Annotated in this window: 25 protein-coding genes and 1 riboswitch; of the genes, 13 read left to right on the forward strand and 12 right to left on the reverse strand. The window is 61.8% G+C overall.

Going from position 1 to position 26,279, the window contains the following annotated elements:
- Nucleotides 1-233: 233 nt before the first annotated feature.
- Nucleotides 234-2,237, forward strand: coding sequence for a cyclic di-GMP phosphodiesterase (gene pdeR / locus H1204_RS21875; RefSeq protein ID WP_180732791.1), 2,004 nt, complete (start codon nucleotides 234-236; stop codon nucleotides 2,235-2,237).
- A gap of 191 nt (nucleotides 2,238-2,428) precedes the next feature.
- Here pdeR and H1204_RS21880 read toward each other — a convergent pair whose 3' ends face one another.
- From H1204_RS21880 to H1204_RS21890, 3 genes are all read right to left on the reverse strand, one after another.
- Nucleotides 2,429-3,307, reverse strand: a complete 879-nt coding sequence (locus H1204_RS21880; protein ID WP_180732792.1) for a crotonase/enoyl-CoA hydratase family protein — start codon at nucleotides 3,305-3,307, stop codon at nucleotides 2,429-2,431.
- Between the two features lie 422 nt (nucleotides 3,308-3,729).
- A complete protein-coding gene (locus tag H1204_RS21885; protein ID WP_180732794.1) occupies nucleotides 3,730-4,830 on the reverse strand; it encodes a malate/lactate/ureidoglycolate dehydrogenase in 1,101 nt (366 codons plus the stop codon).
- Between the two features lie 102 nt (nucleotides 4,831-4,932).
- Nucleotides 4,933-6,393, reverse strand: coding sequence for a M20 family metallopeptidase (locus H1204_RS21890; protein WP_180732795.1), 1,461 nt, complete (start codon nucleotides 6,391-6,393; stop codon nucleotides 4,933-4,935).
- A 181-nt stretch (nucleotides 6,394-6,574) separates the two neighbouring features.
- Between H1204_RS21890 and H1204_RS21895 the strand changes: the two genes are divergently transcribed.
- Nucleotides 6,575-6,883, forward strand: coding sequence for a superinfection immunity protein (locus H1204_RS21895; RefSeq protein WP_180732797.1), 309 nt, complete (start codon nucleotides 6,575-6,577; stop codon nucleotides 6,881-6,883).
- 35 nt (nucleotides 6,884-6,918) lie between these two features.
- Nucleotides 6,919-8,073, forward strand: coding sequence for an epoxide hydrolase family protein (locus H1204_RS21900; RefSeq protein ID WP_180733255.1), 1,155 nt, complete (start codon nucleotides 6,919-6,921; stop codon nucleotides 8,071-8,073).
- Between the two features lie 15 nt (nucleotides 8,074-8,088).
- Here H1204_RS21900 and H1204_RS21905 read toward each other — a convergent pair whose 3' ends face one another.
- Nucleotides 8,089-8,502 (reverse strand): helix-turn-helix domain-containing protein, encoded by a 414-nt coding sequence (locus H1204_RS21905; protein ID WP_198001237.1) that lies wholly within the window; start codon nucleotides 8,500-8,502, stop codon nucleotides 8,089-8,091.
- Nucleotides 8,503-8,584: 82 nt separating this feature from the next.
- On the opposite strand from H1204_RS21905, the gene H1204_RS21910 reads away from it, so the two are divergent.
- The gene (locus H1204_RS21910) at nucleotides 8,585-8,902 is read left to right on the forward strand and encodes a multidrug efflux SMR transporter (RefSeq protein WP_042308794.1); all 318 of its coding nucleotides are present in this window, start codon (nucleotides 8,585-8,587) and stop codon (nucleotides 8,900-8,902) included.
- Nucleotides 8,903-8,947: 45 nt separating this feature from the next.
- A riboswitch (ZMP/ZTP riboswitch) is annotated at nucleotides 8,948-9,045 on the forward strand.
- 39 nt (nucleotides 9,046-9,084) lie between these two features.
- Complete coding sequence (locus H1204_RS21915; RefSeq protein WP_180732800.1) at nucleotides 9,085-9,717, forward strand: LysE family translocator; 633 nt, start codon at nucleotides 9,085-9,087, stop codon at nucleotides 9,715-9,717.
- Between the two features lie 848 nt (nucleotides 9,718-10,565).
- On the opposite strand, the gene H1204_RS21920 is transcribed toward H1204_RS21915, so the two are convergent.
- The 3 genes from H1204_RS21920 to H1204_RS21930 form a co-directional block, all read right to left on the reverse strand.
- Nucleotides 10,566-10,838 carry a YodC family protein gene (locus H1204_RS21920; protein ID WP_180732802.1) on the reverse strand — a complete coding sequence of 91 codons (273 nt, stop codon included), beginning with the start codon at nucleotides 10,836-10,838 and terminating at the stop codon, nucleotides 10,566-10,568.
- 534 nt (nucleotides 10,839-11,372) lie between these two features.
- The gene (locus H1204_RS21925) at nucleotides 11,373-12,872 is read right to left on the reverse strand and encodes an MFS transporter (protein ID WP_180732804.1); all 1,500 of its coding nucleotides are present in this window, start codon (nucleotides 12,870-12,872) and stop codon (nucleotides 11,373-11,375) included.
- 47 nt (nucleotides 12,873-12,919) lie between these two features.
- Nucleotides 12,920-13,552, reverse strand: coding sequence for a TetR/AcrR family transcriptional regulator (locus tag H1204_RS21930; protein WP_180732806.1), 633 nt, complete (start codon nucleotides 13,550-13,552; stop codon nucleotides 12,920-12,922).
- Between the two features lie 436 nt (nucleotides 13,553-13,988).
- Here H1204_RS21930 and H1204_RS21935 point away from each other — a divergent pair, with 436 nt between their 5' ends.
- Complete coding sequence (locus H1204_RS21935) at nucleotides 13,989-15,218, forward strand: Nramp family divalent metal transporter (RefSeq protein WP_243468778.1); 1,230 nt, start codon at nucleotides 13,989-13,991, stop codon at nucleotides 15,216-15,218.
- Nucleotides 15,219-15,509: 291 nt separating this feature from the next.
- On the opposite strand, the gene H1204_RS51465 is transcribed toward H1204_RS21935, so the two are convergent.
- Complete coding sequence (locus H1204_RS51465; RefSeq protein WP_243468747.1) at nucleotides 15,510-15,701, reverse strand: hypothetical protein; 192 nt, start codon at nucleotides 15,699-15,701, stop codon at nucleotides 15,510-15,512.
- A 500-nt stretch (nucleotides 15,702-16,201) separates the two neighbouring features.
- Here H1204_RS51465 and H1204_RS21945 point away from each other — a divergent pair, with 500 nt between their 5' ends.
- Nucleotides 16,202-16,363, forward strand: coding sequence for a hypothetical protein (locus H1204_RS21945; RefSeq protein ID WP_180732811.1), 162 nt, complete (start codon nucleotides 16,202-16,204; stop codon nucleotides 16,361-16,363).
- 126 nt (nucleotides 16,364-16,489) lie between these two features.
- On the opposite strand, the gene H1204_RS21950 is transcribed toward H1204_RS21945, so the two are convergent.
- Nucleotides 16,490-16,684, reverse strand: a complete 195-nt coding sequence (locus tag H1204_RS21950) for a hypothetical protein (protein WP_180732813.1) — start codon at nucleotides 16,682-16,684, stop codon at nucleotides 16,490-16,492.
- A gap of 455 nt (nucleotides 16,685-17,139) precedes the next feature.
- Between H1204_RS21950 and gnd the strand changes: the two genes are divergently transcribed.
- Entirely contained in the window at nucleotides 17,140-18,165 is a 1,026-nt protein-coding gene (gene gnd, locus H1204_RS21955; RefSeq protein WP_180732814.1) for a phosphogluconate dehydrogenase (NAD(+)-dependent, decarboxylating), read from the forward strand.
- Between the two features lie 193 nt (nucleotides 18,166-18,358).
- Here gnd and H1204_RS21960 read toward each other — a convergent pair whose 3' ends face one another.
- Together H1204_RS21960 and H1204_RS21965 are read right to left on the reverse strand one after the other, a co-directional pair.
- A complete protein-coding gene (locus tag H1204_RS21960) occupies nucleotides 18,359-18,703 on the reverse strand; it encodes a DoxX family protein (protein WP_180732816.1) in 345 nt (114 codons plus the stop codon).
- Nucleotides 18,704-18,705: 2 nt separating this feature from the next.
- Nucleotides 18,706-19,629, reverse strand: a complete 924-nt coding sequence (locus H1204_RS21965) for an NAD-dependent epimerase/dehydratase family protein (RefSeq protein ID WP_180732817.1) — start codon at nucleotides 19,627-19,629, stop codon at nucleotides 18,706-18,708.
- A gap of 127 nt (nucleotides 19,630-19,756) precedes the next feature.
- On the opposite strand from H1204_RS21965, the gene H1204_RS21970 reads away from it, so the two are divergent.
- Complete coding sequence (locus H1204_RS21970; protein ID WP_180732819.1) at nucleotides 19,757-20,362, forward strand: TetR/AcrR family transcriptional regulator; 606 nt, start codon at nucleotides 19,757-19,759, stop codon at nucleotides 20,360-20,362.
- A 185-nt stretch (nucleotides 20,363-20,547) separates the two neighbouring features.
- On the opposite strand, the gene H1204_RS21975 is transcribed toward H1204_RS21970, so the two are convergent.
- Nucleotides 20,548-20,769: a hypothetical protein gene (locus H1204_RS21975; RefSeq protein WP_243468748.1), complete on the reverse strand. Its 222-nt coding sequence runs from the start codon at nucleotides 20,767-20,769 to the stop codon at nucleotides 20,548-20,550.
- A 977-nt stretch (nucleotides 20,770-21,746) separates the two neighbouring features.
- Here H1204_RS21975 and H1204_RS21980 point away from each other — a divergent pair.
- From H1204_RS21980 to H1204_RS21995, 4 genes are all read left to right on the forward strand, one after another.
- Nucleotides 21,747-22,769 carry a hypothetical protein gene (locus tag H1204_RS21980; RefSeq protein ID WP_180732821.1) on the forward strand — a complete coding sequence of 341 codons (1,023 nt, stop codon included), beginning with the start codon at nucleotides 21,747-21,749 and terminating at the stop codon, nucleotides 22,767-22,769.
- Between the two features lie 843 nt (nucleotides 22,770-23,612).
- A complete protein-coding gene (locus H1204_RS21985; protein WP_007578401.1) occupies nucleotides 23,613-24,155 on the forward strand; it encodes a transposase in 543 nt (180 codons plus the stop codon).
- Nucleotides 24,155-24,508, forward strand: a complete 354-nt coding sequence (tnpB, locus tag H1204_RS21990; RefSeq protein WP_180732823.1) for an IS66 family insertion sequence element accessory protein TnpB — start codon at nucleotides 24,155-24,157, stop codon at nucleotides 24,506-24,508. Before H1204_RS21985 ends, tnpB begins: the two co-directional genes overlap by 1 nt.
- 89 nt (nucleotides 24,509-24,597) lie before the next feature.
- A complete protein-coding gene (locus H1204_RS21995; RefSeq protein WP_180732824.1) occupies nucleotides 24,598-26,238 on the forward strand; it encodes an IS66 family transposase in 1,641 nt (546 codons plus the stop codon).
- The last annotated feature ends 41 nt before the right edge of the window (nucleotides 26,239-26,279 follow it).

The raw sequence follows: 26,279 nt of genomic DNA on the forward strand, positions 1-26,279 counted from the left end.
AGGAGCACGCGCGTGCGCAATCGCGCGTGAACGTTTGCGGAACCCATCCCTGAAAAGCATCATTTTTTCTATGCTTTCTGGTTAAAGAAAGCTGATTCCAAGGTCGTTAATCAATTCGGAGCCGTACGTCCGGCCGCTTCGTTACAATGAAGCCGATAAGACTCTTCGCCGCCGCGTGCTGGACTCGTATTCGGAGCTCGACTGGAGGCAACTTTTTTGCCCGGGGACCCTTCATGAACGACGATCAACACGATCAGGTGCTTTTCGCCCGGTTCGGAACGAGCAGCCCCTGCTGGCGGCTGTCGAGCGACAGCAATGCGCTCGAACTGACGCCCGAAACGGAAGACGACACGGCCACGGTCGCGATTGCCCTATCGGGTGCGCAGGCCGCGCAGATTCGCAGGCTCACGGGCGTCACCGCGCACCTGACCATGGACGTGCGCCTGTTCGGCGAAGCGCTGCGTCTGCATCTGGTCGGCAAGAAGCTCAACAGCAGCACCTGGGCGGGCACGGCGTCCGCGTACGAAGACACCGAATCCGTCGCGCGCGATCTGGTGCACGGGCTGTCGTTCGCCGAGCAGGTCGTGTCGGAAGTCAATTCCGTTGTCGTGATCGTCGACAAGAACGGCCGCATCCAGCGCTTCAACCGGCTCGCCGAAGAACTCACGGGCATGAAGGAAGAAGACGTGGTCGGGCGCAGTGTGTGGGCGCTGTTCATGTCGTCGGAAGCGGGCGCGGCGTCGAGCCAGAACATCTCGGGCTTTTTCAATCAGGGCGTCGCCTATGAAGTCGAGCGGCGCGTGCGCACCGTGCACGGCGAGCGGCTTTTCCTGTTTCGCAACAAGTTCGTGATGAGCGGCAGCGGCGTCGACGAACAGTTTCTGATCTGCTCGGGCACCGACATCACGGAGGAACGCCGCGCGCAGGAGCGTCTGTCGGAACTGGCGAACACCGATTCGCTGACGGGCCTGCCCAACCGCAACGCGATTCACGACAAGACACGCGCGGCCATCGCCAGCGCGGCGGCGGGCGAATCCGTCGGCATCCTGTTTCTCGATCTCGACAACTTCAAGAAGGTCAACGACCACTACGGCCACGTATTCGGCGACCGGCTGATCCAGGATGTGTCGTCGGCGGTGCGCGAGTGCCTCGCCGACGAGGACACGCTCGCGCGGCTGGGCGGCGACGAGTTCATCGTGCTGTCGCCCGTTGCTTCCGTCGGGTCGATGGAAGCGATGGCGCAGCGCATTCTGGAGCGGCTGCGCGTGCCGTTCAGCCTCGGGCTCGTCGAGGTCTACACGGGCTGCTCGATCGGCATCGCGATGTTCCCCGAGCATGGCGACAGCCTCGAAGCGCTGATCCGCGCCGCCGATACCGCCATGTACGTCGCCAAGGACGACGGCAAGCGCACCTATCGCGTGTTCTCGCCGGAGATGAACCGCAAGGTCGCCGAGTACATGTGGCTCGATACGAACTTGCGGCGCGGCCTCGAAGAAGGCCAGTTGACGCTGCACTATCAGCCGAAGCTGTCGCTGGCCACGGGCACCGTGTACGGCGTCGAGGCGCTGGTGCGCTGGAATTCGCCGGAACGCGGGCAGATCATGCCCGCCGCGTTCATTCGCTACGCGGAAGAGTCAGGGCTGATCGGGCCGCTTGGCCGCTGGGTCATGCAGACGGCGGCCGAACAGGCCTCGCAATGGAAGGCGCGCGGTCTGTCGCTGCGCGTGGCGATCAACGTGTCGGCGCGGCAACTGGTGGATACGGCCGTGGTGTCGCATTTCACGGAGGCCTTGCAACGCGCGCAACTCGATCCTTGTCTGCTCGACATCGAGCTGACGGAGAGCTGCCTGATCGAAGACGAAGCGGCCGCGATCGACCTCATCACGCAATTCCGCGATCTCGGCGCGCAGGTCCATCTGGATGATTTCGGCACAGGCTATTCGTCGCTGTCGCAACTCGGGCGCATACCGCTCGACGTAATCAAGCTGGACCGCAGCTTCGTGAGTTCGATCAACGCGGACCGGAAATCTCAGGCGCTGGTGCGATCGATGGTAGCCGTCGCGCAGGCACTGCAACTGAAGGTGGTGGCGGAAGGGATCGAGACGGAATCGGAAGAGCTGTTCATGAAGGGGCTGGGCGTCGAATACGTGCAGGGCTATCTGTACGGTAAGCCGATGCCTGCAGCCGATTTCGAGCGCTGGCTGCATGACAGGCAGAAGATCCGCTTGATCGCCTGAACCCCCGAAAAGTTCGCTCGACCTTTCGAATCTCCCGCCTGTCGGCCGCTCATGCGGCTGGCTACTGCGTATTGCATGCTGCTTGATGCCTTTGCTACGTGGATAGTTGCGTCAATACCTGACGGGTGCAGACGGAGCGCGTAACGCTAGGCGCGGGGGCGTTCTGCCAATCAGACTAATGTCCTTCCTGCTTACGCAACGTTCATCGCAGCCGGGCGCAGATTGCTCGCGCGGCGGTTTTGCAGCATCACGAGCCGCTCCATGAAGGCGAGATCCTTCTCCTCGATCGTGAACGCGGACTGCACCCAATCCTCCGTAATTTCCATCAGTTCGGCCCGCGACAGCTGCAGCACGCGCTGACGCGCCCGCACCATCGCGCGGATGCCATTGAGCTTGGGGCGCAACGTGTCGATGAAGGTGCGCGTCGCGATATACGCCTCGCCCGGCTCGAACAGATGATCGACGAGGCCGCGGCTTTCGTACCACTCGGCCGTGTGCGATTCGCCGCCGCCGATCAGTTCTTCCGCGAGACGCATGCCTGCCTTGCGCGCAACGAGCGAATAGCCGCCCATGCCCGGGAACAGGTTGAAGGCGATCTCCGGAAAGCCCATCCGCGCGTCGTTCTGCGCGAGCACGAAATGATGCGCGAGCGCCGCTTCAAAACCGCCACCGAGCGCGCTGCCCTCCACCATCGCAATCGAAATCGCGCCCGTGTCGAAGCCGCGCGCCGCCGCATGCACGCAATCGACACAGGCGCGCGCATACGCCATCAATTCCTGGCGGCGGCCTCCACGGATTGCGTCGGCAAAAAAGCTGAGATCGCCGCCGACGTTGAACATCGTCGGAATCACGGAGCCTGTCACCCAAAAATCGATGCGCACATTGGATTCGCGCGCGGCTCGCGCGAGTTCGAGAATGTCGTGCACCAGTTCGAGGTTGAAGCATGGACGCGGTTGCGCGCGCAACATCATCCACATGACGTTGCGCTCTTCTTCGTAATACGCGGAGATTTGCGACAGCTTGCCAGCTTCGAGGAACGGACGGCAGGCGTGATGGTTTTGCAGATTCATTTTCAATGGTCCTTTTGAAGTTAGAAACTCGGGTGAAGCATTGCGAGCCTAAAACAGACCAGAATCTGGTGGGGCGGCCTAACCAACAGAAGAATGCAGTTCTTCATAAGTATAGCGACGCCCGCTGGACGGGCTTCTTGCCAGGCGCGGCTGGCGCAAACGATTGCCGTCCGAAATAAAACTTCAAACACACGTTTTCGTCACCGCTTTAATCAGGGCGCAAAGCGGTAATTAGAATATCTGTTTTAATTCCAGCGAATTCACGATGCAAACGTTTTAATGCAATCCGAAGTTATTCTGATTGCATTGTTTTGTGAATTCGTGGCGAGGAGAGGCAAAAAGCGGCAAAGCGGCGAGGCCGTGCTTTTCAACGCGTCGGTCGATCGATGCGCATGCAACGGCACACGCAGTGACGGCGCGCTTTACTGCAAGCGCGCGGACCAGCTATCGGCGTCTTCCCGCGACAGTCCCGCCGCGAGCGCCGCCTCGCGGATCTGCCGCCACGTCTGCGGATCGACGGGAATGCCGTTGGCCTCGCGCTCGGCGCGCGTCGCGCGCTCCGGCTCGCCCGGCGCATAGATGCGCTCCGCGCCGCCCGCCAGTGGCGACGCCTTCACCCATTCGACGAACGCATCCGCCTCGGCCTCGGCATTGGGCGCGTCGAATGCGGCGGGATCGGCGATTACCGACAGCATGCAGTTGATGATCGCGTTGGTCTTTTGCAGCGTGTCCTCGTGCGTCGTGTAGCCACCCGACAGCGCGCCGCCGAAAATCTCGCACATCGCCGCAAGCCCGAAGCCCTTGTGTCCGCCCGCCTGTCCGCCAACGGGCATCAACGCGCCGAACGGTTCTTCCATCATCACTTTCGGCTCGACGGTCGAGTTGCCTTCGTGGTCGATCAGCGCGCCGGGCGGCACCTGCTTGCCCTGGTTGTAGGCGACCCGCGTCTTGCCGTAAGCGACGGCGCTGGTCGCGAAGTCGAGCACCAGCGGCGCCTTGCCCTCGCGCGGAAAGGCCGCGCAAAACGGATTGGTGCCGATGCGGCGGTCCGCGCCACCGAACGGCGCGACCAGCGGATCGCCCGCCACGTTGACGAAGTGAAATGACGCGAGGCCCGCCTTCGCGCACTGCTCGGCCCAATGCCCGATCCGGCCGATGTGATGCGCGTTGCGCAGCGCGACGGCGCACACGCCGAGCTTTTTCGCGCGCTCGATGCCCTGCTCCATCGCTTCGTGCGCGACGACCTGGCCGAAGCCCTTGCCGCCGTCGACGGTCAGCACCGCGCCGACGTCCTTCACGACGCTCGCATGCGCGTTCAGCTTCAGTTCGCGATCGCGCAGCGAATCGACATAGCGCGGAATCATGCCGACGCCATGCGAATCGTGTCCCGTGAGATTGGCTGCGACGAGATGATCGGCGACGAGCTGGGCTTCACGCGGCGAACTGCCCGCCTGCTCCCATATCGCGCGCACGTAGGCGTGCAGTTGATCGACGGGAATACGGGGAGCGCGCGTGTCGTTCATTCGATGATCGGTTCGGCAGGGAAAACGGATGGACAGTGAGAGAAGCCGGCCGGCTTCTCTCACGCGGAAAAACGCTTCAGCGTCGAACGTTTGGGACAGATTTCAAGGCGCGGCGGCGATCACCTCGGCAACAGCCGCCGTCAGCTTCTTGCCGTACGGCACATGCAGGAATTCATTCGGACCGTGCGCGTTCGACTTCGGCCCAAGCACGCCGCACACCATGAACTGCGAGGTCGGGAAACCCGCCTTCAGCACGTTCATCAACGGGATCGTGCCGCCCTGCCCGATGAACGCGACGTCCGCGCCGAAGTGCTGGCGCGAGGCGTCGTTCAGCGCGGTGCCGAGCCACGGCGCGAGTTCCGGCGCGTTCCAGCCCGTCGCGGCGCCCGCGTCAGGCTTGAACGTGACCTTCGCGTTGTACGGCGGATCGAACTCCAGCAGCGACTTCATCTGCTGCACGGCGTTTTCCGCATCGACGAGCGGCGGCAGGCGCAGCGACAGCTTGAACGCCGTGCGCGGACGCAGCACGTTGCCCGCATCCGCGAGCGACGGCAGACCCGCCGCGCCCGTCACCGACAGCGACGGACGCCAGGTGGAATTGAGCAGCGCTTCTTTCGGGTCGGTGGTGGTCGGCAGCACAGGGCCGCCGTCCTGGCCGCAGGCCCACGGCAGTTTTTTCCACACGTCGTCGCCGAGAATCTTCGCGGTCGCTTCGGCTTCGTCGAGACGGTCGAGCGGAACCGGGCAATGGAAGCCCTTCGGCAGCAGCGTGCCGTCGGCGGCGTCTTCGAGCCGTTCGAACATCTGCCGCATGATGCGGAAGCTCGACGGCGCGATGCCGCCATAGCCGCCCGAGTGAATGCCTTCGTCGAGCACCTGCACTTCGAGGTCGCCGGACACGAGGCCGCGCAGCGACGTGGTGAGCCACAGCTGATCGTAGTTGCCCGCGCCCGAATCGAGGCACACGACGAGCCCGACCTTGCCGAGCCGCTCGCGCAACGCGTCGACGTACGGCAGCAGATCGTAGCTGCCCGACTCTTCGCAGGTTTCGATCAGGCCGACGCAGCGCGGCCGTTCGATGCCTTGCGCGTCGAGCGCCGCGAGCGCGGTGAGGCTGGCGTAGATCGCGTAACCGTCGTCGGCGCCGCCGCGTCCGTAGAGCTTGCCGTCTTCGAGCTTCGGCGTCCACGGGCCGAGGTCGTTGCGCCAGCCGTCGAATTCCGGCTGCTTGTCGAGGTGGCCGTACAGCACGATGGTGTCCGTGCTGCCCGAGCGCGTGGCGGGCGATTCGAAGAAGATCACGGGCGTGCGGCCCGGCAGGCGCACGATTTCGAGCTTCAGTCCGCGCACGGGCTGCTGCTCCGCCCACTTCGCGGCTTCCGTGATCACGCGCTCGATGTAGCCGTGCTTTTCCCAATCGGCATCGAAAGCCGGGCTCTTCGCGGGCACGGCGATGTAGTCGGTGAGCGCCGGCACGATCTCATCGTTCCATTTGCGATCGACGAATTCGCGCAGTGTGTCGTGGTTCAGCTTTTGAGTTTGTTGAGTGTCGTCGGAGATCATGATGGCCATATCCGGTGCAGTCGAAACGCACATGATAGACCTTACGGCGCGGCTTGCCGAATTCGTGTGAACCTCATATGACCCATAAGGCGCCTGCCTTGCAATCACCCTTCACACGGCAAGCGGACGATGCCCGATCGCGCGACAATGTACGGATAGATACAACGCCTGGGGAGGCTCGATGAACAGCGAGATGATGATACAAGGCGTCGCGGCCGTGGCCGCGCTGGGGCTGTACTTTCTGCCGTCCATCGTCGCCGACCGCCGCAAGCGCTACGACATGCTGACCATCGCCCTGTTCAACGCGTGCATGGGCTGGACGGTGTTCGGCTGGCTGGTCGCGATGTACTGGGCGTGGCAGCCGAATCCGCCCGTCAATCTGGAAGGCGAAGTGGTGCGCTCGCGCCGCACCCTCAGCATGCGGACCTTCACGAAGGGACTCGGCGAACGCGTGCGGTGGCGCGAATCGCGCGACCGTTCGACCAAATAGCGCGCCGCCTGCCGCTCAACGACCAGGACCACATGATGCAGATCACCCCGTTCCAGATTTCGATTCCCGACTTCGAACTAGCCGCGCTCAAAACGCGCCTCGCGCAAACACGCTGGCCCGACACGTTCGATAGCGCGCCGTGGTCGCTCGGCACCGACATGAATTATTTGCGCGATCTCGTCGACTACTGGGCGAGCGGATATGACTGGCGCGCGACGGAAGCGCGGCTCAACCAGACGCCGCAATTCGTTGCGCAGGTCGGCGATCTGGCCGTGCATTTCGTGCATCGGCGCGGCGCGGGTCCGAAGCCCTACCCGCTCGTCATCACGCACGGCTGGCCCGGCTCGTTCATCGAGTTCGCCGAACTGGTGCCGCAGCTGTGCGACCCGGCGTCGTTCGGCGCGGACCCCGCCGATGCATTCGATGTCGTCGTCCCGTCGATGCCCGGCTATGGCTTTTCGGAGCGGCCTTCGAAGCCGGGCATGTCGGTGTTCGCGATCGCCGGCCTGTGGGTCGAGCTGATGCGCGGCCTCGGCTACGCGCGCTTTGGCGCGCAAGGCGGCGACCTGGGCGCGGCGGTGTCGATCGCGTTGGCGGCCGGCCATGCGCAGCATGTCGACGGCATTCATCTCAACTTCCTGCCGAGCTCCTACGCGCCGGGCGTCGCGCCCGACGATCCGTCCATCACGCAGGAAGAGCGGGATTTTCTCGCGTCGAAGGCGGTGTTTGCCGATGCCGAAGGCGCCTACGCGCACATGCATGCGACGAAGCCGAACACGGCGGCATTCGCGCTGAACGATTCGCCTGCGGGGCTCGCCGCGTGGATCGTCGAGAAATTCCGCGCGTGGAGCGATTGTGACGGTGACATCGAGCGGGTGTTTTCGAAGGACCAGTTGCTGACGGATCTGTCGTTGTACTGGCATACGCAGACGATCGGCTCGTCGATGCGGCTCTATGCGGAAACGCGCGCGCGGCCGTTGCGCTTCGAGCCGGGCCAGCGCGTCACGCCGCCGCTCGGCTTTGCGCGCTTTCGGAAGGAAATCAGCCAGCCGCCGCGCTCGTGGATCGAACGTGTGTTCAACGTTACGCAGTTCGCGGATATGCCGCGCGGCGGACACTTCGCCGCAATGGAACAGCCCGCGTTGCTTGCCGAAGAAATACGGCGCTTCTTCCGGCCGCTGCGCGGCTGAACGTTTAACGCGGCGCTAGCGACGCGACTGCGCAAGCGTATCGAAGCGCTCGCGCGCCGCGTCGAGCGCGCCGCCATGCGTCTCAGCCCAGCGGTCGAGCGCGACGAGCGCATCGCTCAACGACAGCCCCAGCGCGCTCAAGCGATATTCGACGTGCAACGGTTTCGTGCCGCACACGTCGCGGATCACGAGCCCGTTGCGCTCCAGCTCGCGCAGCGTCTGCGACAGCACCTTCTGTGAAATACCGCCAATCCTGCGCAGCAGCGCGTTGTTGCGCATCGGCCCGTCCTGCAGCGCGGGCAGGATCAGCAGGGTCCATTTACTCGCGATCAGTTCGAGCGCGAGCCGCGACGAACAGGCCTCGTCGAACACGTTGCCTGGGTGCTGCGCGTCGTTCGCGGCGTCGACGGAAGGGTCCGGCGCGGGCATTGCCATGGTTACCAGAAGGTGCGTAATGGTCAGCGGATGACTATACCTCTACGCTGCCTCCATTCTTCAAATGGAGGTAATAATGGCGTGGTTAATCCTGCTCGCGGCAAGCGTCGTGGAAATCCTGATGGGCCTTGCGCTCAAGTATGCGAATGGCTGGACGCGGTTCTGGCCTAGCGTCGGCGGCGTGGCGGCCGCGCTTGCGAGCGTCTTCCTGCTGACGCTCGCGATGAAGCATCTGCCCGCAGGCACCGCATATGTCGTGTGGACGGGTATCGGATCGATGGGCATCACGCTGCTCGGCATCGTGCTGTTCGGCGATCCCGTGTCGGCCCCGCGCATCGCGTGCATGGTGATGATCGTTGGCGCGGCGGCGGCGCTCAAGTGTATCGACGGGTAGTGCCGTTTTTGTATCTGGCGTGCGCCGGCAGCGCGCGAAACAATTAGCCGTTCGCGCGACTGGCGCTCAATCGAGGTGGATCACCACCGGGGAACGCGAACCGGGATACAGATTCCGTCACGCCGCGCGCCTGGGCCTTGCCTTGATCCTTCGATCGGACTTCCTTCAACGGAGCTCACGCAATGCCTCAAACCTCGCATCTCGTTGCATTTGCTTTTGTCGCGCTTGGTATGGCGCTCACGCCCGGGCCCAATATGGTCTATCTGATCTCGCGGTCGATCTGCCAGGGCCGCGTGGCCGGTCTGATTTCGCTCGGCGGCGTGGCGCTTGGTTTCGTGGTCTATATGTTCTGCGCGGCATTCGGCATTACGGCGTTGCTGCTTGCCGTGCCGTTTGCGTATGACACGCTGCGGTTTGGTGGCGCGCTCTATCTGCTGTATCTCGCGTGGCAGGCCATGAAGCCGGGCGGACGCTCGCCGTTCCAGGTGCGTGATTTGCCTGTCGATAGCCCGCGCAAGCTGTTTACGATGGGCTTCATCACCAATCTGCTGAATCCGAAGATTGCTGTGCTTTATCTTTCGCTGCTGCCGCAGTTTATTGATCCGCAGCATGGCAGTGTGCTTGGGCAATCGTTAATGTTTGGCGTGATTCAGATCGTGCTGAGTATTTCCGTCAATTCGACGGTTGCGATGACGGCGGGGTCGATTGCCGTGTTTCTCGCGAGAAAGCCGGCGTGGCTTGTTGTGCAGCGGTGGATGATGGGGACTGTGCTGGCTGGGCTCGCTGTCAGGATGGCCACGGAAGCGCGGCGCTAGGTTTTGCTGGTTTGTCTGCGACGGCTGGGGGTGCCTGGGTTTCCGCTGGCATCCGGTTTGGTTTTTTTGGGCCTTTACGCTGGCATCCGCGTTTTGCTTTCGTGCTTCACGCGTTGCCCCTGTGCGGGGCGGCACCTACTTTTCTTTGCCGCCGCAAAGAAAAGTAGGCAAAAGAAAGCGGCTCACACCGCTAGCCCGTGTTCTTATCCACGGGCTCCCAACGTCCCCGCACTTCACACGGCAATGCTCTGGCTAGTGCTCATTGCCAACGCTTCGAATGACCGCCTCACACACTTCAAACACCCGTACACGAGCTAGCAGCAGCGAATGATATGTGCCGCCCAGGTGGCAAACTGTGTGTAGGTTATCGCGGCGTACAACTCGGTGCTCTTACATAAAAGCGCGCGTTATTGGTCCGGAGTGAGGCGTGTGTGTCTCTACGGCCTACACACAGTTTGCCACCTGGGCGACGAAAGAATATCCGGCACGGCATGCTGTAACGCGGGGGTGTGAAGTGGGTGATGAGCCATGCAAGAGCGCTGGCAACTATCATGAGTCACGTGATTGCCGTGTGAAGCGTAAGACCGGTTGGGGGCCCTCAGGCAAACACAAGAACTGGCGGTGTGAGCCGCTTTCTTTTGCCTACTATTCATTGCGGCGGCAAAGAATAGTAGGTGCCGCCCCGCACAGGGGCAACGCGTGAAGCTAGATAACAAAACGCGGATGCCAGCGCAAGGGCTCAAAAAACCAAACCGGATGCCAGCGCAAACCCAACCAAACCAAGCCGTCGCAGACAAAGCAACTGCCGCCCGCCCAGCGACACGGCACGCGCCGCAAAGGCGCCAAATTCAAACCGCCGCACCACGAACAAACTTATGCACCAACCCCGCCGGAATCGACCGCGGCTGCCGCCACACCTCGTCCTGCGCGAAAGTTTCCTGCCGCAATTCGCCATGGTCATCAAACCATTGGCAAACGAGCCATTCACCCGCTTTCCGGGCAATCGCCCCGACATAAGTCACCGTCATCCGCGGGCCGCCCGTTTTGAGCGTCACCACGTCCCCGACAATGACCTGCACCGTTTGCGTCGTGTCAAATGCGTCGAAAGTAGCAGTCAGCATGGATGTCCCCGTTATAAGCATTAGGCTGGCTGAAAATTCACTGCCATAAACGCACCGCGATCCAACGAATTATTAAGAGTGGGGGAAGATTAACAATTGAATATTTCGGCAGCAAGTAATTTTTATTGGAAGCGTTTGCAGCAAAAACGAAATAGACGGCCGGATATATCGAACGTTCGTTCGTTATTGTTTAGTCCGGCAATCGCCTGCCAGGAAAGGCGGCATGTTGTCGCGCAGCACGGTTCAGGTCGGAGTTTAGGCAGCGTGTTCAGGGTATACGTAAATATGCCCGACCACCCGCTGTCATGATGCTGACATTTTGCGCGTTATCACGGGTTTAATAGCGATGCTGCGCGATTAACTGGCGTCATCTGTGAATAAGAGCATCACTGCTGAACGGGAAAGATTAGTTGCAATGCGCAATATACCGTGACTGTAATCGTATGACTCTTAACCGTGAAAACGTTATCGGACGATTTTCGAGCGTATTTTTGTTCTGTCAAAATACAAAAATGCAGCCGCTCGGGATTTTCCCTAAGCCGTTTTGATCGCGCGCAAAGACGCGCGCTGCTGATGCCGGACCAGCGTCACACTGAGCGCAATGCAGATGACCATCAATACCGCATTGATCGCGAGGCTACGCTGGAACGCGTACGCATAGCCCGCCGCCGACGCGTTCGCCGACAACGCGCCAAAGAACACGCCGCTAATGGCAGCCGTGCCGAACGCCGAGCCGATCTGTAGCGTCGACGTCACCACGCCCGACGCAAGCCCTGCCTTCGCCGGCTCCACTTCGCCGAGCACGATGCGCATGATGGACGGCAACACGAGCCCTTGCCCGACGCCGGCAAGAACGAGCCCCGCATAGAACAATGCACCGAGCGCCGCGTGCGTCGCAGCCCAGCCCGTCACCGAGAAACCAAGCGCCATCATCGAGAAGCCGAGCGTCAGCACATGACCGCCGATGCGCCGCACGACGGCGGGCGACGTCAGTGGCCCGGCGACGAAGCCGAGCGCGAACGGCATGATCGCGATGCCGGATTGCAGCGGCGTCCAGTGCAAGCCCGTCTGCAGATAGATGCCGTACGTGAGAAAGAACGCGCTATTGCAATAGAACAGAAAGGCGAGCACGAGCCCCGTCGAAAACGCCGGATTGCGGAACAACTGAAGATCGACGAGCGGGCTGCCGCCGCTACGCTCGACGCGACGCTCAGTCGCGATGAACGCGCCAAGCGCAGGCACCGCGAGCGCGAACATCGCGAAGGTCCACCACGGCCAGCCGGCTTCGCGGCCGTGTGTCATCGGATAGATCAGCAGGATCAGCACCAGCGACAGCAGCGCGACGCCTCCCAGATCGACGCCCTCGCGCGTCGCCGACTGGTTTTCCGGCACGTACTTCCAAGCGCCGATAAACGCCAGCACGCCGACAGGAATGTTGATCAGAAAGATGGCGCGCCAGTCGAGGCCGAACGGCTGGTATGTAATCAGCGCGCCGCCGCCCAGTTGCCCGACGATCGACGCGAGTCCGAACACGAAGCCGTAAAAGCCCATCACGCGAGTCTGCTGATGCAGCGGCACGACGGTGCGCACGGTCGCGAGCACCTGTGGCGCCATCACCGAGGCCGCCATGCCCTGCACGATGCGCGCGATCACGAGCACGTGCCCATTCGGCGCGAAGCCGCACAGCGCCGACGCGACGACGAAGCCCGCCATCCCCGTCATGAACATGCGCCGCCGGCCAAACAGGTCGCCGAGCCGCCCACCCGTGATCAACAACACCGCATACGCTGACGCGTAGGCGGAGACGATCAGCTGCAATTGAGCGTCGCTGGCGTTCAAGCCCGTGTGGATCGCGGGCAGCGCCAGATTGACGATGAAATAGTCGAGCGGCGCGAGAAATGCGCCGACGAACAGCACAGTCAGCGCGAGCCCTTGCCGCTCGAAGCGCTGCTGCCCGTGCGCTTCGGCGCGCGGCGCCCGCTTGTCTGCTTGCTGCGCGGATGCGGACGGCAAGACGACGCCCGACGCTTTCATGCACTTTTCATTCATGACTGAACGTTCAAAAATTCGAGAAAAAATTTTCAGGTGAGCGCACGCATCGCCACATCGACGACTGCTTTCAACTCGTCTTCCTTGCGCTTGCATTTGTTGAGCACGCGCAGACCTTGCGTCAAGCACAGCAGAAAATCCGCGACCGCCTTTTCATCGAGGTCGCCGTTGAACACACCCGCGGCCTGCCCGCGGATCACGGCCGCCGCGAGCAGCGTGACGACACGCCGCTGGATCGCGCGGATCTTCGCGTGCAGCGCTTCGTCGTCGGGTTGTAGTTCGAGCGTGCTATTGGTGATGAAGCAGCCCGTCAGCGTCGACGCAGTGCGTGTGTGATGCAGCAGTGCATTGCGCAATGCGACATCGGGCGGGACATTTGCGTTCAGCCGCTCGACGAGGCCGGCAATCGCCCCTTCCGCGTAATGATCGAGCGCGGCCATCATGATGCCGTGCTTGTCGCCAAACACGCCGTACAGGCTGCCGCGCAGCACGCCCGTCGCGTTGCAGAGATCGTCGACGGATGTCGCGTGAAAGCCGTTGCGCCAGAACACCTTGCCGGCTTCAGCGAGCACGGCGGCCGTGTCGAATTCGCGTGGGCGGCCGCGCGGACACGCCGCCTCCCGTTTGGCGGCGCTCGCGTGCCGGGGTGCTGTGTTATCGGTCATGCACGGGAGTTTATGACTGTACGTTCAATAATTCAAGGAGATATCCTGGCGGAGTGCGTCTGATCAGTGTCCTCGCACAATAGACCTCAAAAATTGAGCAATAGACTTGGAAACGCCGCTAAAGGCCGTGCAATCGACTTTGAAAAATGAAAGCTGCTTTTGATACTTCACGTATCAGTGGCTTCCGCGCAGGGTCGAAAAAGACGTATCCATCATTGCGGTAATTCGCCGCCCTCGCATATCACGAATAACTCGTGATGCAAGCGTGGTGGCGGCTGGACGAAGGCCACCGTCGCGGCACGGAAACTGCTGTCAGTGATCACGGGCCGACGTTCGAGCCCTTCCGGTGCGACGAATGGCGGTGACCATGAAAACATATGAAAACGGACAGGCCGAGCCGGAGCTTGTTGTCGAAGATGAGGCGGAGCGTTCATGGATGAAGCGCCTCGGTCCTGGATTGATTACCGGCGCGGCGGACGATGACCCCAGCGGAATCGCAACCTACACCCAGGCGGGTGCGCAGTTCGGATTCGGTCTGCTTTGGACAATGCTACTCACCTACCCGCTCATGGTCGCGATCCAGTCCGTCAGCGCACGGCTGGGACGTGTCACTGGCCGTGGTCTGGCGACAAATCTCCGCCGTCACTATCCGGCGCCCATTCTCTATGCGGCCGTATTGGTGCTGCTCGTCGCCAACACGATCAATATCGCCGCCGATCTTGCAGCCATGGGTGCTGCTGCAAAGCTCGTGCTCGGTGGACCTGTCCAGCTTTACGTCGTACTTCTTGGCGCCGCCTCTATCCTGTTGCAGGTCTTCGTTACCTACGAGCGCTACGCACGCTTCCTGAAGTGGCTGACACTTGCGCTGTTCGCATACGTGGCCATGGCGTTTGTCATCCCGATCGACTGGAAGGCGGTAGGAGTGAGCATCGTCAAGCCACCCGTCAGCTTCTCAGGCGACTACCTGACGACAGTCGTCGCAGTGCTGGGTACGACAATCAGCCCGTATCTGTTCTTCTGGCAGGCGTCTCAGGAAGTCGAGGAGATCCGTTCACACCCTTCCCAGCAACCGCTATTACGCGCGCCGCTGCAGGCGAGTGTCCAGCTCAAGCGGATCAACATCGATACGTGGGTTGGCATGGCGCTGTCCAATGCCGTTGCCTTCTTCATCATGCTATCCGCTGCTGCGACGCTGCATGCCCACCATGTCGAGGTGAAAACGACAGCCGACGCAGCTAGCGCGCTTAAACCGATCGCCGGAGAAATGGCGTTTGCCCTCTTCAGTCTTGGAATTGTCGGAACAGGGCTACTCGCCTTGCCTGTTCTCGCAGGGTCGGCAGCCTACGCGGCGGCGGGCGCGATGAAATGGCGAAATAGCCTTGCCTTGCAGGTCAACCTGGCGAAACCGTTTTACGCAGTCGTTGCAGTCGCAATTCTTGGTGGCGTTGCGCTCACATTCGCGCATCTCGATCCCATCAAGGCCTTGTACTGGAGCGCCGTCATCAACGGGATCGCGGCCGTGCCGATCATGGCGCTCGTGATGCTGATGGCAGGCAGCCGGGACGTGATGGGGAAGTTTGCCCTGAAGGGTGTGTTGCTGTGGATTGGATGGCTGGCAACGGGCGTAATGGGCCTGGCGGCGATCGGCATGTTCTGGCCGACCTGAGGCAAAGGGCAGAGCCATAATGGCAGCACAATGAGTCAGCCGAAGACGTAGCGCCTCCGCGACGCCTCGCGCGATCTACTATGCGCTCGCGTCCCACATCGCGGTGGCCGCCTGCAAATACGTGGTCGCGTTGCTGACAAATTCGGGAGCAGCTCTGACTGAAGCGATTCGTTCGAGTGCCGACTCTCTCAACCAGTTCATCATGCTTTACGGCCATCGACGAGACGTAGCGCTGAAGGGGGGAACCTCACATTTCGGCGATAGCTGCGTGCGTTAATAGTCTCATCAAGATTAGCGGGACTCCGCCGGTTTCCAGTTGCCGATCATTTCTGCCGCATCAGCCCTATCGCGTTTAATTAATCGCTCGCCAAGGACAAGGACAAAACCTTCGAGGTCCCCGGTTCCGTTATTCGCGACAAAAGCAGACAATGTTTCTCCGATCGCCTGCATTAGGGAGGATTGAGTAAGGGTACTCGCGATCACCGACGATCCACGGGCTAATTCGAGGGTGTATCTGCTCTCAATCAGAGAGCGAGCAGCTTTGAGCCGACTGCTTTTCGACACTCGCGGGTTTGCGCTTCTTTCAATCATTTCGTTGTAGCAGCAACTACTGATTCGACGCAAAGTACTACCGCCACCACTTTAAATAATGCAACGTTGATGAATGTTACTCAATGATCTCTGCAAACGTGAGACAAACATCTCGTCGCTATCCGCCAGATAATTTGTCAGTCGTATTCGAACCAGCGACAGCGCAATGCCTCAAGGCAAGCTACTCAAAACACCGTCGAGCAAAGACGATAAGAAAGTACTCTGAGACGCATTTTCACAATTGCGCTTGAGCGGCGAACACGTGCATCAGTCCGCCATCCGCGGCTGGCGCGACCCCGGACATTGCGACTGCGCGATGCAACGCTAATGGCGCGCTGGCGCGGGCCGTCGCCTAAAATGAAAGTGCGACGACCGACCTGAAGGAGGATGTCGTGAGTGAAACGTTTATGGCGTACCTGATGGGTCCGGCCGTGATGTTAGTGGTCGGCGTGGTGCTATGGCTTGCCGCCCGCTATCACGGGAACGCAAGCGAGGGACGATCAAGCCGATGGCTCGATACCCATTACGTCGACCTGATGCATCATCGACATTGAGGGTTCCCCCATCAGTGATCGTGTCGTTCGGTGGATGGCAACGAAAGACCCGTAGCCTCGCCACATCAATTCGATGATCGCGCACTGACTGCCCGATCCGGGCGGTGGTCCATATGGATCGACATCTCAGTGCAAGCGCGAAAGAGTACGAAGCAGGGAATCGCCGTCCTGGGTCACGCGAGGCAGCACGCCCCCTCCCGCCAACCGCTCCATTGCGACCAGCTGACGGTCGAGTAATACGTCGAGTTCCGTCCGGTCGGCAATCTGGTCGGCGGAGTCCTTGACCAGCATCAAGGTCGCGAATTCGTGAGCGCTAAGCATGCTGCCTCCTGATAGATCGACCAGGTGCACCAGGTGCGATAGGGATCGAGCCGGTCAAGGCGTTCGCTTTTGGCGACGCATGGCCGGCGGCGCGTCTGGCTGCAATGTGCGGTGGAAGTGGATAGTAGAAGCAGGTTCGGGACGCGGCAATTCGGGTCGTCCCGCATATTGGACGTGCCGACCATTACAGTTTGTCAGATGAGGCCGCTAATATGCACACGTGCCCCTTGCCAACCCCGATTGCAGCAATCTGAAGAACCGGGCCTGAATCGATTTCAACTGCCGGCAAATTCATAGGCGAAATGAAAGCGCTGGCCGGAACTTTTCTCTCTGTTGCGCGCTCTGGTAGAAGCACACGCCGCGGATCGCGCGCACCGATCGACGGACACGATGCCGCTCATGCAAAGAAGCTGCGCGTGTGAGATCTCGCTCAACACATACTTTGGGAGCGGCACATGCAACTTGGAATGATTGGACTGGGACGCATGGGCGCCGACATGGTGCGGCGGCTTTCGCAGGGCGGTCAGCAGTGCGTCGTGTTCGACGTCCAGCCCGCAGCGGTGCAGCGCCTCCAGCAGGAAGGCATCGACGGCGCGTCGACGCTCGAAGATCTGGTGGCCAGGCTGAATAAACCGCGCGCCGTGTGGCTCATGGTGCCTGCGGCCGTGGTTGATTCGACGCTCGAAAAACTGGTTCCGCTGCTAGAGCCGGGCGATATCGTGATCGACGGCGGCAACTCGCACTATCACGACGACATCCGCCGCGGCAACGAACTCGGTGCGAAAAAACTGCATTACGTCGATGTCGGCACGAGCGGCGGCGTGGCGGGCCGCGAACGCGGCTATTGCCTGATGATCGGCGGCGAGACAGACATTGTGAAGCACCTCGAACCGGTATTCACCGCGCTCGCGCCGGGCGTCGCCGCCGCGCCGCGCACCTCGGACCGCCAGCAGGACAGCAGCACGGCTGAACAGGGTTTCCTGCATTGCGGACCGCAAGGTGCGGGCCACTTCGTCAAGATGGTCCACAACGGGATCGAGTACGGGATGATGGCCGCGTACGCGGAAGGATTGAACATCCTGCGACACGCGAACGCGGGCAAGCAGTCGCGCGAAATCGATGCGGAAACCTCGCCGCTGCGCGACCCGCAGTTCTATCAGTACGACCTGAATCTCGGCGATATCGCCGAAGTGTGGAGGCGTGGGAGCGTGATCAGTTCATGGCTGCTCGACCTGATTGCGGGCACGCTCTCGCGCGACGACGAATTGAAGGCCTTCGCGGGTCGTGTATCTGATTCGGGCGAAGGCCGCTGGACTATCGATGCCGCGATTGACGAAGGCGTGCCTGTGCCCGTGCTGAGCGCCGCGCTTTTTGCACGCTTCACGTCGCGCGGCGAAGCGGAGTTCGCGAATCGCGTGCTCTCCGCAATGCGCAAGGACTTCGGCGGTCATGCGGAAAAGCCAGGCTCTGCGACCACCTAACGGAAGGCGGCGGCGCACGCATGCGTCACGCCGCCCTGTCCGGAAACGAGGGAGCCGGCATCCTTGCAATACCACTTCGCGCCACTGCATGACGCTCGTGATGAAGTTTGAATTGCTCCAATGCCGCTATCCGTGTGCGCATTTCAAGGACCTGCAGCACGGACTGCCGACTCGCCCTTATAGCAATCGAGCCTCAACCGCGGAGCGCCACAGTAGCCACAATGAGGGCCGAGAAGATCAGCGCAGGCGCGAGATGCAGGAACGACTCCCGGTTTCGTAGCAACGTGAAGAGCACGGCGACCAGGATCGCACCGGCCAGCGTCAGGCCCAGGACTCTCGTTTGTTGTCCAAAAAGAAGTGCCGCACACAACAGCTCAAGAGCGCCGCAGAGCAAATGAAACCATGCCGGGTAACCCCAGCGCGCGAAGTCGCGCTTCACCGCGCCGCGTCCTGCGAGATTGACCACCCCGGCAACCGCGAACAGAACCGCTACGATCGTCGCGAGAATCGATTCGAAAGATGCAGTGTTCAGCGCCATCGTCACGCTCCGTTGCTGTGCTGAAAGTGCTTCTGTACAGAGAGGTCAGCAATCAGTCCGGGGCCGTGGGGTTCCCACGCAAGAACTTGCCGGGCATGTTGACCGCTTACTGCCTGGTCGAGCGCCAGTGCGTCAGCAAATGGCCCAAGCGATTGGCGAGCATCGTCGAGCGGCCAGTATTCGAGGCGATCGGCACCGACCGAGGCCCGAATCGCTTCACCCATTTCGGCAACAGCAACGGCTTCTTCCGCGACCACGTTGAAGATCTGTCCCGCGACCCGACCGTCCCCACTTGCCGCCCGCTCCACCGCGCTCAGGTAGGCCGTGGCGAGATCATCGACGTGAACGGCAGGCCAGTGGTTGCGACCATCGCCGACGACTCTCACACTGCCCGTCTGACGGACCATGCCGGCAAGCATGCCAAAGATGCCGCCGCCGTAGCCGTGCACCATTGCCGGCCTGAGGATCACGGCAGCAATCGAGCGGCGTGCTGCTAGCGCCAGCACCTGTTGCTCCACTGCGGGCCGCCAGGCGATGAGGGGTGTCGGGTTCAGCGCCGATGCTTCAGTTACGGGCTCCCCTTCCGTATTGCCGTAGACCCAGGTGCCCGACGTATAGACGAACGCCGCGCCCGGATGCAAATGCGAAAGCATTGCTACAGCCGCAGCCTCATCGGCAGCAGCGGCCGAAGCATCGTTGGTCGACGCGGCGTGCACCACGCCATCAGCGGCACCGGCTGTCGCAGCGAACGACTGGGGCTCGCGCAGGTCGCCGGAATGCAGGGTCACACCGAGACGTGCCAGCGCGCCGGCGGCCGCCGAGCTGTCCTCACGCACCAGCGCCGTCACCTGATGGCCGAGGCTGATCGCCTTGCGCGCGACCGCTTGCCCGATGAAGCCAGTACCACCTGTCATGAACAGTTTCAAAGCGTTCTCCAATGATGGCTGCCACGTTGAATAGCCATATAAACGAGACCGGTCGGTCTCGTTTCGACAAATCTAAACGAGACTGACCAGTCTTGTCAACTATTCGACGATCTGGTATTTATCTGACATGAACACGTCCTCTCTCCCCGACCTGAGCCCGCTGCAACGCCGTAAGCGGTCCGCCATCCTCGACGGCGCGAAAACCGTTTTTTTAAGCCAGGGTTTTGGTCTGGCAACGATGGACGATGTCGCCGCGGTCGCTGGCGTCGGCAAACAGACGGTCTACCGCCACTTCAAGTCGAAGGAGGCGCTCTTCGTTGGTCTGGTGAGCTCGATGTGTGCTCAGGCGGGGGGATTTCTTGCCAGCGCTCAGAACGAGAAATCCGATGGATCACCCGAAGTCGAGTTGCGCGAGTTGGGATGGGTGTTGGCACAAGTCCTTATCACGCCGGATAATCTGCGGCTTTACCGGGCCATCGTTGCTGAGGCCGAGCGTCTTCCGGAACTCGGCCAGGTGTTTTACGAAAACGGGGCAAAGGTCGTGCGTGCCTTCGCCGCAAAAATTCTGCGAAAGCGATTTGACGAATCGACTGCTGCATTGCGGGCAGCGACATTCGTTCAGTTGGTGCTAGGCGACGCGTATCTGGAACTGTCGATTGGCTTCACGGTGCCCGATGTCGACGCGCGCTTTGCGCTGCAGATTGATGAGGCGGTGGCGGCTGCACTTCGCTAAGGCGCGCCGCATACGATGTCGAGCCACTGCATGCGAAGCGCTACGACTTGTAGCACGGGAAGCAAGGCACCGCGTTCCCGAACCCGAACGCATTCGCGCATCGGTCTCCGCACGATCCTGGCGCTTTTCTCATAACGCGCAGTTCGCGGCCGCAGGCCTTCGCGTTGGGGAGGATCAACCCGCTTTCAGCGGTAACGCGACTCACAATCCTCGCGAGCGCTCGACTCAACCCGTTGCCAGTCCTGCTCGCGATATCGCTCGTCCTGTCCGGGCGTGGCGCCATGTGTGTAGGCGCGCCGATATTCTTCATAGGCGCTGCCTGTATCCGCGTAGTGAGTGTCGAAGTCTTTCTGGAACTCGTCGTCATAAGGGTCTTCCAGGGGAGTGCCCATGATGGGATCGGCCATCAGACCTGTCGTGGGCGACTGTTCCGCGTGTACCGCGTTCGTGGTGTTATCCGACGGGTGGGTTACTGCCTTTGAACTGTGTAATGCCCGGCTGGATGCTCGATGAGAAAGACGCCAACTGTGGAGTCATCGCGGAAAAGCACGCCGGACAGCGACTCCGGCCACCCGTCCGGATCGGCCAGGAATATGGCGAGCGTCTTCATAGCTCAAAGGCTTACGATAGAAACGCAGGTACACCGCTCCCAATGCCATGGCGGAACCTGGGGATCGAACACGCAGAACGGTCCCGCGGCTCATTTCGATGAGCACTCCCGCGAGGGCACGGCACATGAACGTAGCGAATGGAAGGATCAGACGAAACGACTCGAGGCGTGTTGTAATGTTCAGACATGCCGAGCTTGCGCATTCGGGTGCAGGTAGCCCGGATGCCGACATCAAGGCCGCACCGTTTGCGCGGAGCAGACGCTTTGCGCTTTGGATTGCGTCGGCAAGCGCATTCGCTGTCGGGGTCATGGGTATCGTCGCGTATGGCAATCGGTTCGACTTTGATCAGGCGCTCGGGATCATCGGACTCACGTCACCAGCGCAACGCACGTCCTGGTCCGGTCATGTCGCGCTACCATCGTCGCCTCCCGCTCGCGGAACCGCGGTTGCCAGCGCTGAACTCGCCCCGCCTGTGTCTTCCGCTCCGTCCGATCACCGCGCTGGACCTACTCCTGATTCTGCTGTGCCACAGTCGGTCACACGAGGGCCCGCTCAAACAAGCGTCGCCGCGACACAGAATCGCCGCCATTCGACGCCGCACGTGAGAGCAATCACGCGGCATGCGCCCGAGATCAGCCGACCCACATCGCCAACGCAACAAGCGTCTTCGTCCGGTCATGTGTCGAAGTCATCGTCACCTCCTGCCCGGGGAACTGCAATTGGCAGTGCTGAGCTTGCCCCGCCCGTGTCTTCCGCTCCGTCCGATCACCGCAATGCACCTTCTCCGAATTCTGCTTCGCTGCGGGTGGCTGAAGGACAGTCTGCAGGCAGTCACGGCACAGGTGGTTTGGGTGTCGGCGGTTCCGGTGCTGGCGGTTCCGGTGCTGGCGGTTCCGGTGCTGGCAGTTCCGGTGCTGGCAGTTCCGGTGCTGGCAGTTCCGGCGCAGGCAGTTCCGGTGCTGGCAGTTCCGGTGCTGGCGGTCACGGCGCAGGCAGTTCCGGCGCTGGCAGTTCCGGCGCTGGCAGTTCCGGTGCGGGCGGTTCCGGTGCGGGCGGTTCCGGCGCAGGCAGTTCCGGTGCGGGCGGTTCGGGCGCGGGCGGTTCCGGTGCGGGCGGTTCCGGTGCAGGTGGTCACGGCGCAGGCAGTTCCGGTGCGGGCAGTTCCGGTGCGGGCAGTTCCGGTGCGGGCGGTTCCGGTGCCGGCGGTTCCGGTGCAGGCAGTTCGGGCGCAGGCAGTTCGGGCGCAGGCGGTTCGGGCGCAGGCGGTTCCGGTGCAGGCGGTTCCGGTGCAGGCGGTTCCGGTGCAGGTGGTTCCGGTGCGGGTGGTTCCGGTGCGGGTGGTTCCGGTGCGGGTGGTCACGGCGCAGGCAGTTCCGGTGCAGGTGGTTCGGGCGCAGGCAGTTCCGGTGCAGGCGGTTCCGGTGCTGGCGGTTCGGGCGCAGGCAGTTCCGGTGCAGGCAGTTCCGGTGCAGGCAGTTCCGGTGCAGGCAGTTCCGGTGCAGGCAGTTCCGGTGCAGGCGGTCACGGCGCAGGCGGTTCGGGCGCAGGCGGGAACGGCGGAGGCGGTCACGGCGGAGGCGGTCACGGCTCGGGCGGGTCAAAGTAATCGCCGCCTTATATTCAGCCGCCCTTTCGTGCATGAGACGAAGGTCATGGCGGTTGCCGGACGGGTGCTCCCGATTGTATGGAACATGAGGCGCGAGATCCCTTGCGTATGTCCATTCTTTCTAGCAGAAGCTCCGATGGCTGTATGCAGCCGGCCGCCCCGTTCGGGACAACCCTTGAGAGGCGAATGACAGTTGCCGAAGCGCATTGGCCATATGAGCGTCCATTTGCTCAGGTATAGGATTGTCGCGCGCAGCCACGTGCCAGGGTGGGATGCACTTGACGTGATGCTGCGGATGGGCACGAATGGAATCGGCATCATTTGCGATCCTGAGCATGCGCGCGTCCATCCCGGTCGCCCGAATCCCGAAGCACCTCCTCGCGCGTGCGCATAGCTGGCACGCGGCGCGTCCGAAGCGCGCCGCCGCGGACGCGACCATGCCGCAATAAGCACGGGTGCCGGCACCAGGCCCGCAGGTCTCCTGAAAATATCCGCCATGCAATCGAGCAGATATATCGATCCCCTTTGCCTCACTATTGGTGAGAGTTGGCATCGCAAGCAGATTCGATGACACCTTCGATGCGCGGCATTCGCCAGGTCGATAAGATGATGCGTGGAGTCGATGCAACTCCTGCCTGACGGCATACGTGCCACGCATTTTTCATCGATTGTTCCTGCAAGAGCCACCCGACGTCATGACGCCCGCTTCGGCGCGATGGCAAACAACGGCCTCTCGTCAAGGGCACGCGAGTAACGCGCGTTGGCATGGCATGGGATATCGGAAGATGGCTGCTGTCCCATTTCCCCGGCAAGATTGGCCCGAGGCAACGCAGTCCTGCGGGACCGCGCCAATACTGAGTTGCGCGCCACCTTCCGCAGCGAGTTCAAAGCCGAAATGTCACTCAGCGGCGCCCTCTCGCTTGAGATGATTCGTTCAGATCGCGAGGCGCTTGACCGTGTCGGTCGCGGTTTCACCCGCTAGCCGCTGGAGGATGAGTGTAAGCGGTAGTTCCGACTCATCTGGAACCGGTGTATGAGAAGGAACAAGATTGCGTCCGCAGCCACCACATTGCGGACGCAGCTTATGACTGACCTACAAACTGACTTTGACTTCCTGCCATTGCGGGTGATCGGTAAATCGGCCGACGGCAAGAACCGGTACGACCGTGATGGCAAGCGCAAGCTGATCGAAGCGTGCCAGAAGCCGGGAGCCTCCGTTGCCGGGCTGGCATTGAAGGCTGGCGTGAACGCCAACCAGCTTCGCAAGTGGATTGGCCTCGAACGTAAAAAGACACGCTCCCGAACTGAGCGGCAGCCGACACCAGCCAGTGCGCCGGCATTTGTTCCTGTTCTGGAAGTGGTTGATGCCGAACCTGTGCACTTGCCTCACATGCCGTCCCTGCCCGACGCCCAGCCGGCTGCTGCACGGCGTGAACCGATGCGCCCATCGCAACGCCCGCCGTTGCCGTCACGCCTGATGGCGCAGTTGCCCAACGGGGTGAGTCTCGAACTTGAATGTATGCAACAGGACACGGCGCTGCTCACAGCGATGATCGACGCATTGAGGAGCCGGTGATGCTGCGCTTCGCTGACGACCTGCAGGTCTATCTGCATCGCGAGCCGGTCGACTTCCGGTGCGGTATCAATACCCTTGCCGCCGTGGTTGAGAATTCGATGCGACTGGATCCGCTCGCGCGCGCCGTGTACGGGTTTCGCAACCGCAAATGCAACCGGATCAAGCTCCTGCTGTACGAGCGCACCGGCTTCTGGCTGTTATTGCGCCGCCTCGAGCAAGACCGTTTCGTGTGGCCGCGACGCGATCAGGAAGTGATCGAGCTGACGACGCAGCAGCTCCACTGGCTGCTCGATGGCATCAACATCGACGCGCTTCGCCGTCATCCTGCACGCTATTACGAGCACGCCAGCTAGCCCGGTACGTTGCACGTAAACAACGGTCGGGCGCCTTTTACAAATTGACGTAAACCCACGGCGCACCGCGCTTCGCTATCCTGGAGCGCATGAAGAATGCACCTGACCTCAAGCGCGTACCCCGGGCTGTCCAGGGCTATATCCACGCCCTCGAAGCTCGGGTAGCCGGCGACGCGAAACACATCGACGAACTGAACCAGCGCGTCGGGCAGCTCGAGGAACAGGTCCGCCTGCTTACGGCCGAGCGTTACGCGCCGAAAAGCGAAAAACGCAAGGATCGCGTGTTCGACGAAGCCGAGCAGATTGCCCGGAGCGAACCCTGCGACGAGGACGACGAAGGTATCCAGCCGGCGCTGCCTGACACCGGCTTGCCACCGGCCGGCAAGCCTGAGCGGCGCAAGGCGGGACGCAAGCCTTTGCCGGCGTACCTGAAGCGCGAACGCATCGAGTACGATCTGCCGGAAGAGCAGCGAGGTTGTCCGTGTTGTGGCAATCCGATGCATCGTATCGGCGAGGACATCAGCGAACAGCTGCATGTGGAGGTCAAGTGGACGGTTCACCAGAACGTGCGTGCAAAGTACGCGTGCCGGCACTGTGAGCGTCACGCCGAACAGACGCCGGTCGTCCTCGCACCGATGCCGGTACAGCCACTCCCGGGCAGTCATGCGGATGCGTCGGTGATCGCGACGGTGGCGACCGCGAAATACGTCGACGGCATGCCGTTGTACCGGATGCAGGCCGCCATGGCCCGCTGGCAGATTCCGGTGAGCCGGGGCACGCTGGCACACTGGGTCATCCGCCCCAGCGAATTGCACTACACCCGCCTGTACGACGCGCTGTACAGGACATTGCTGTCGCAGTCGCTGATCCACGGCGACGAGACCACGCTTCAGGTGCTCAAGGAACCCGGCAGATCAGCCCAGAGTAAAAGCTATGCGTGGGTCTACCGCAGCGCCGAAGACTGCCCCGAACCTGTGGTGCTGTTCGAGTACCAGCCGGGGCGAGGCCAGGAGCATCCGAAGAAATTCCTCGGCGACTACAGCGGCATGCTGGTAAGCGACGGATACAGTGCGTGGCGCACGCTGAAAAAGGCAACGCACTTCGGCTGCATGGCGCACGCGCGCAGGCTGTTCGTCAAGGCGGACAAGGCAGCGCAGAAGAAAGGGGATGGCGCAAAACCGAAGCCGCCGAACGCTCGTGTGGCAAAGGCGCTTGAATACTTCCAGGCCCTGTACCGTGTCGAGGCGCTGGCCAAAGGCGATCTGCCTGCCGGCCAGACACGTGCCGACTACACATACGATCTGCGGCAGAAACACAGCGTGGCAGTGCTCGATGCCTTCAAAGCGTGGCTTGACGAACTGGCGCCGAAGGTGACGCCCCAGAGCCTGCTCGGTAAGGCAATCGCCTATACGCGCAACCAGTGGGAATACCTGAGCCGCTACGTCACTGACGGGCGAGCCGCAATAGACAACAATATCTGCGCGCGGGACATCAGGCCGTTCGCCACTTCGAGAAAGTCGTGGCTGTTCAGCGACACGGTCGACGGCGCAAAAGCGAGCGCCACGATTTACAGTCTCATGCTGACGTGCCGTGCCTGCGGTGTCGAACCGTACGACTACCTGTTGCACGTACTCAAGGAGCTGCCGCAGCGTCCACCGGACGCCGACGTGACGGACCTCTTGCCATTCAACTATGCGCGGCATCAAGAGGCCAGGGCACAGGACGGCTGACACACCCGGCGCTCCTCAGCGGTGCCCCTACGCACGACCAT

The sequence above is a fragment of the Paraburkholderia sp. PGU19 genome (genome assembly GCF_013426915.1).
In the GTDB taxonomy this organism is placed as follows: Bacteria; Pseudomonadota; Gammaproteobacteria; order Burkholderiales; family Burkholderiaceae; genus Paraburkholderia.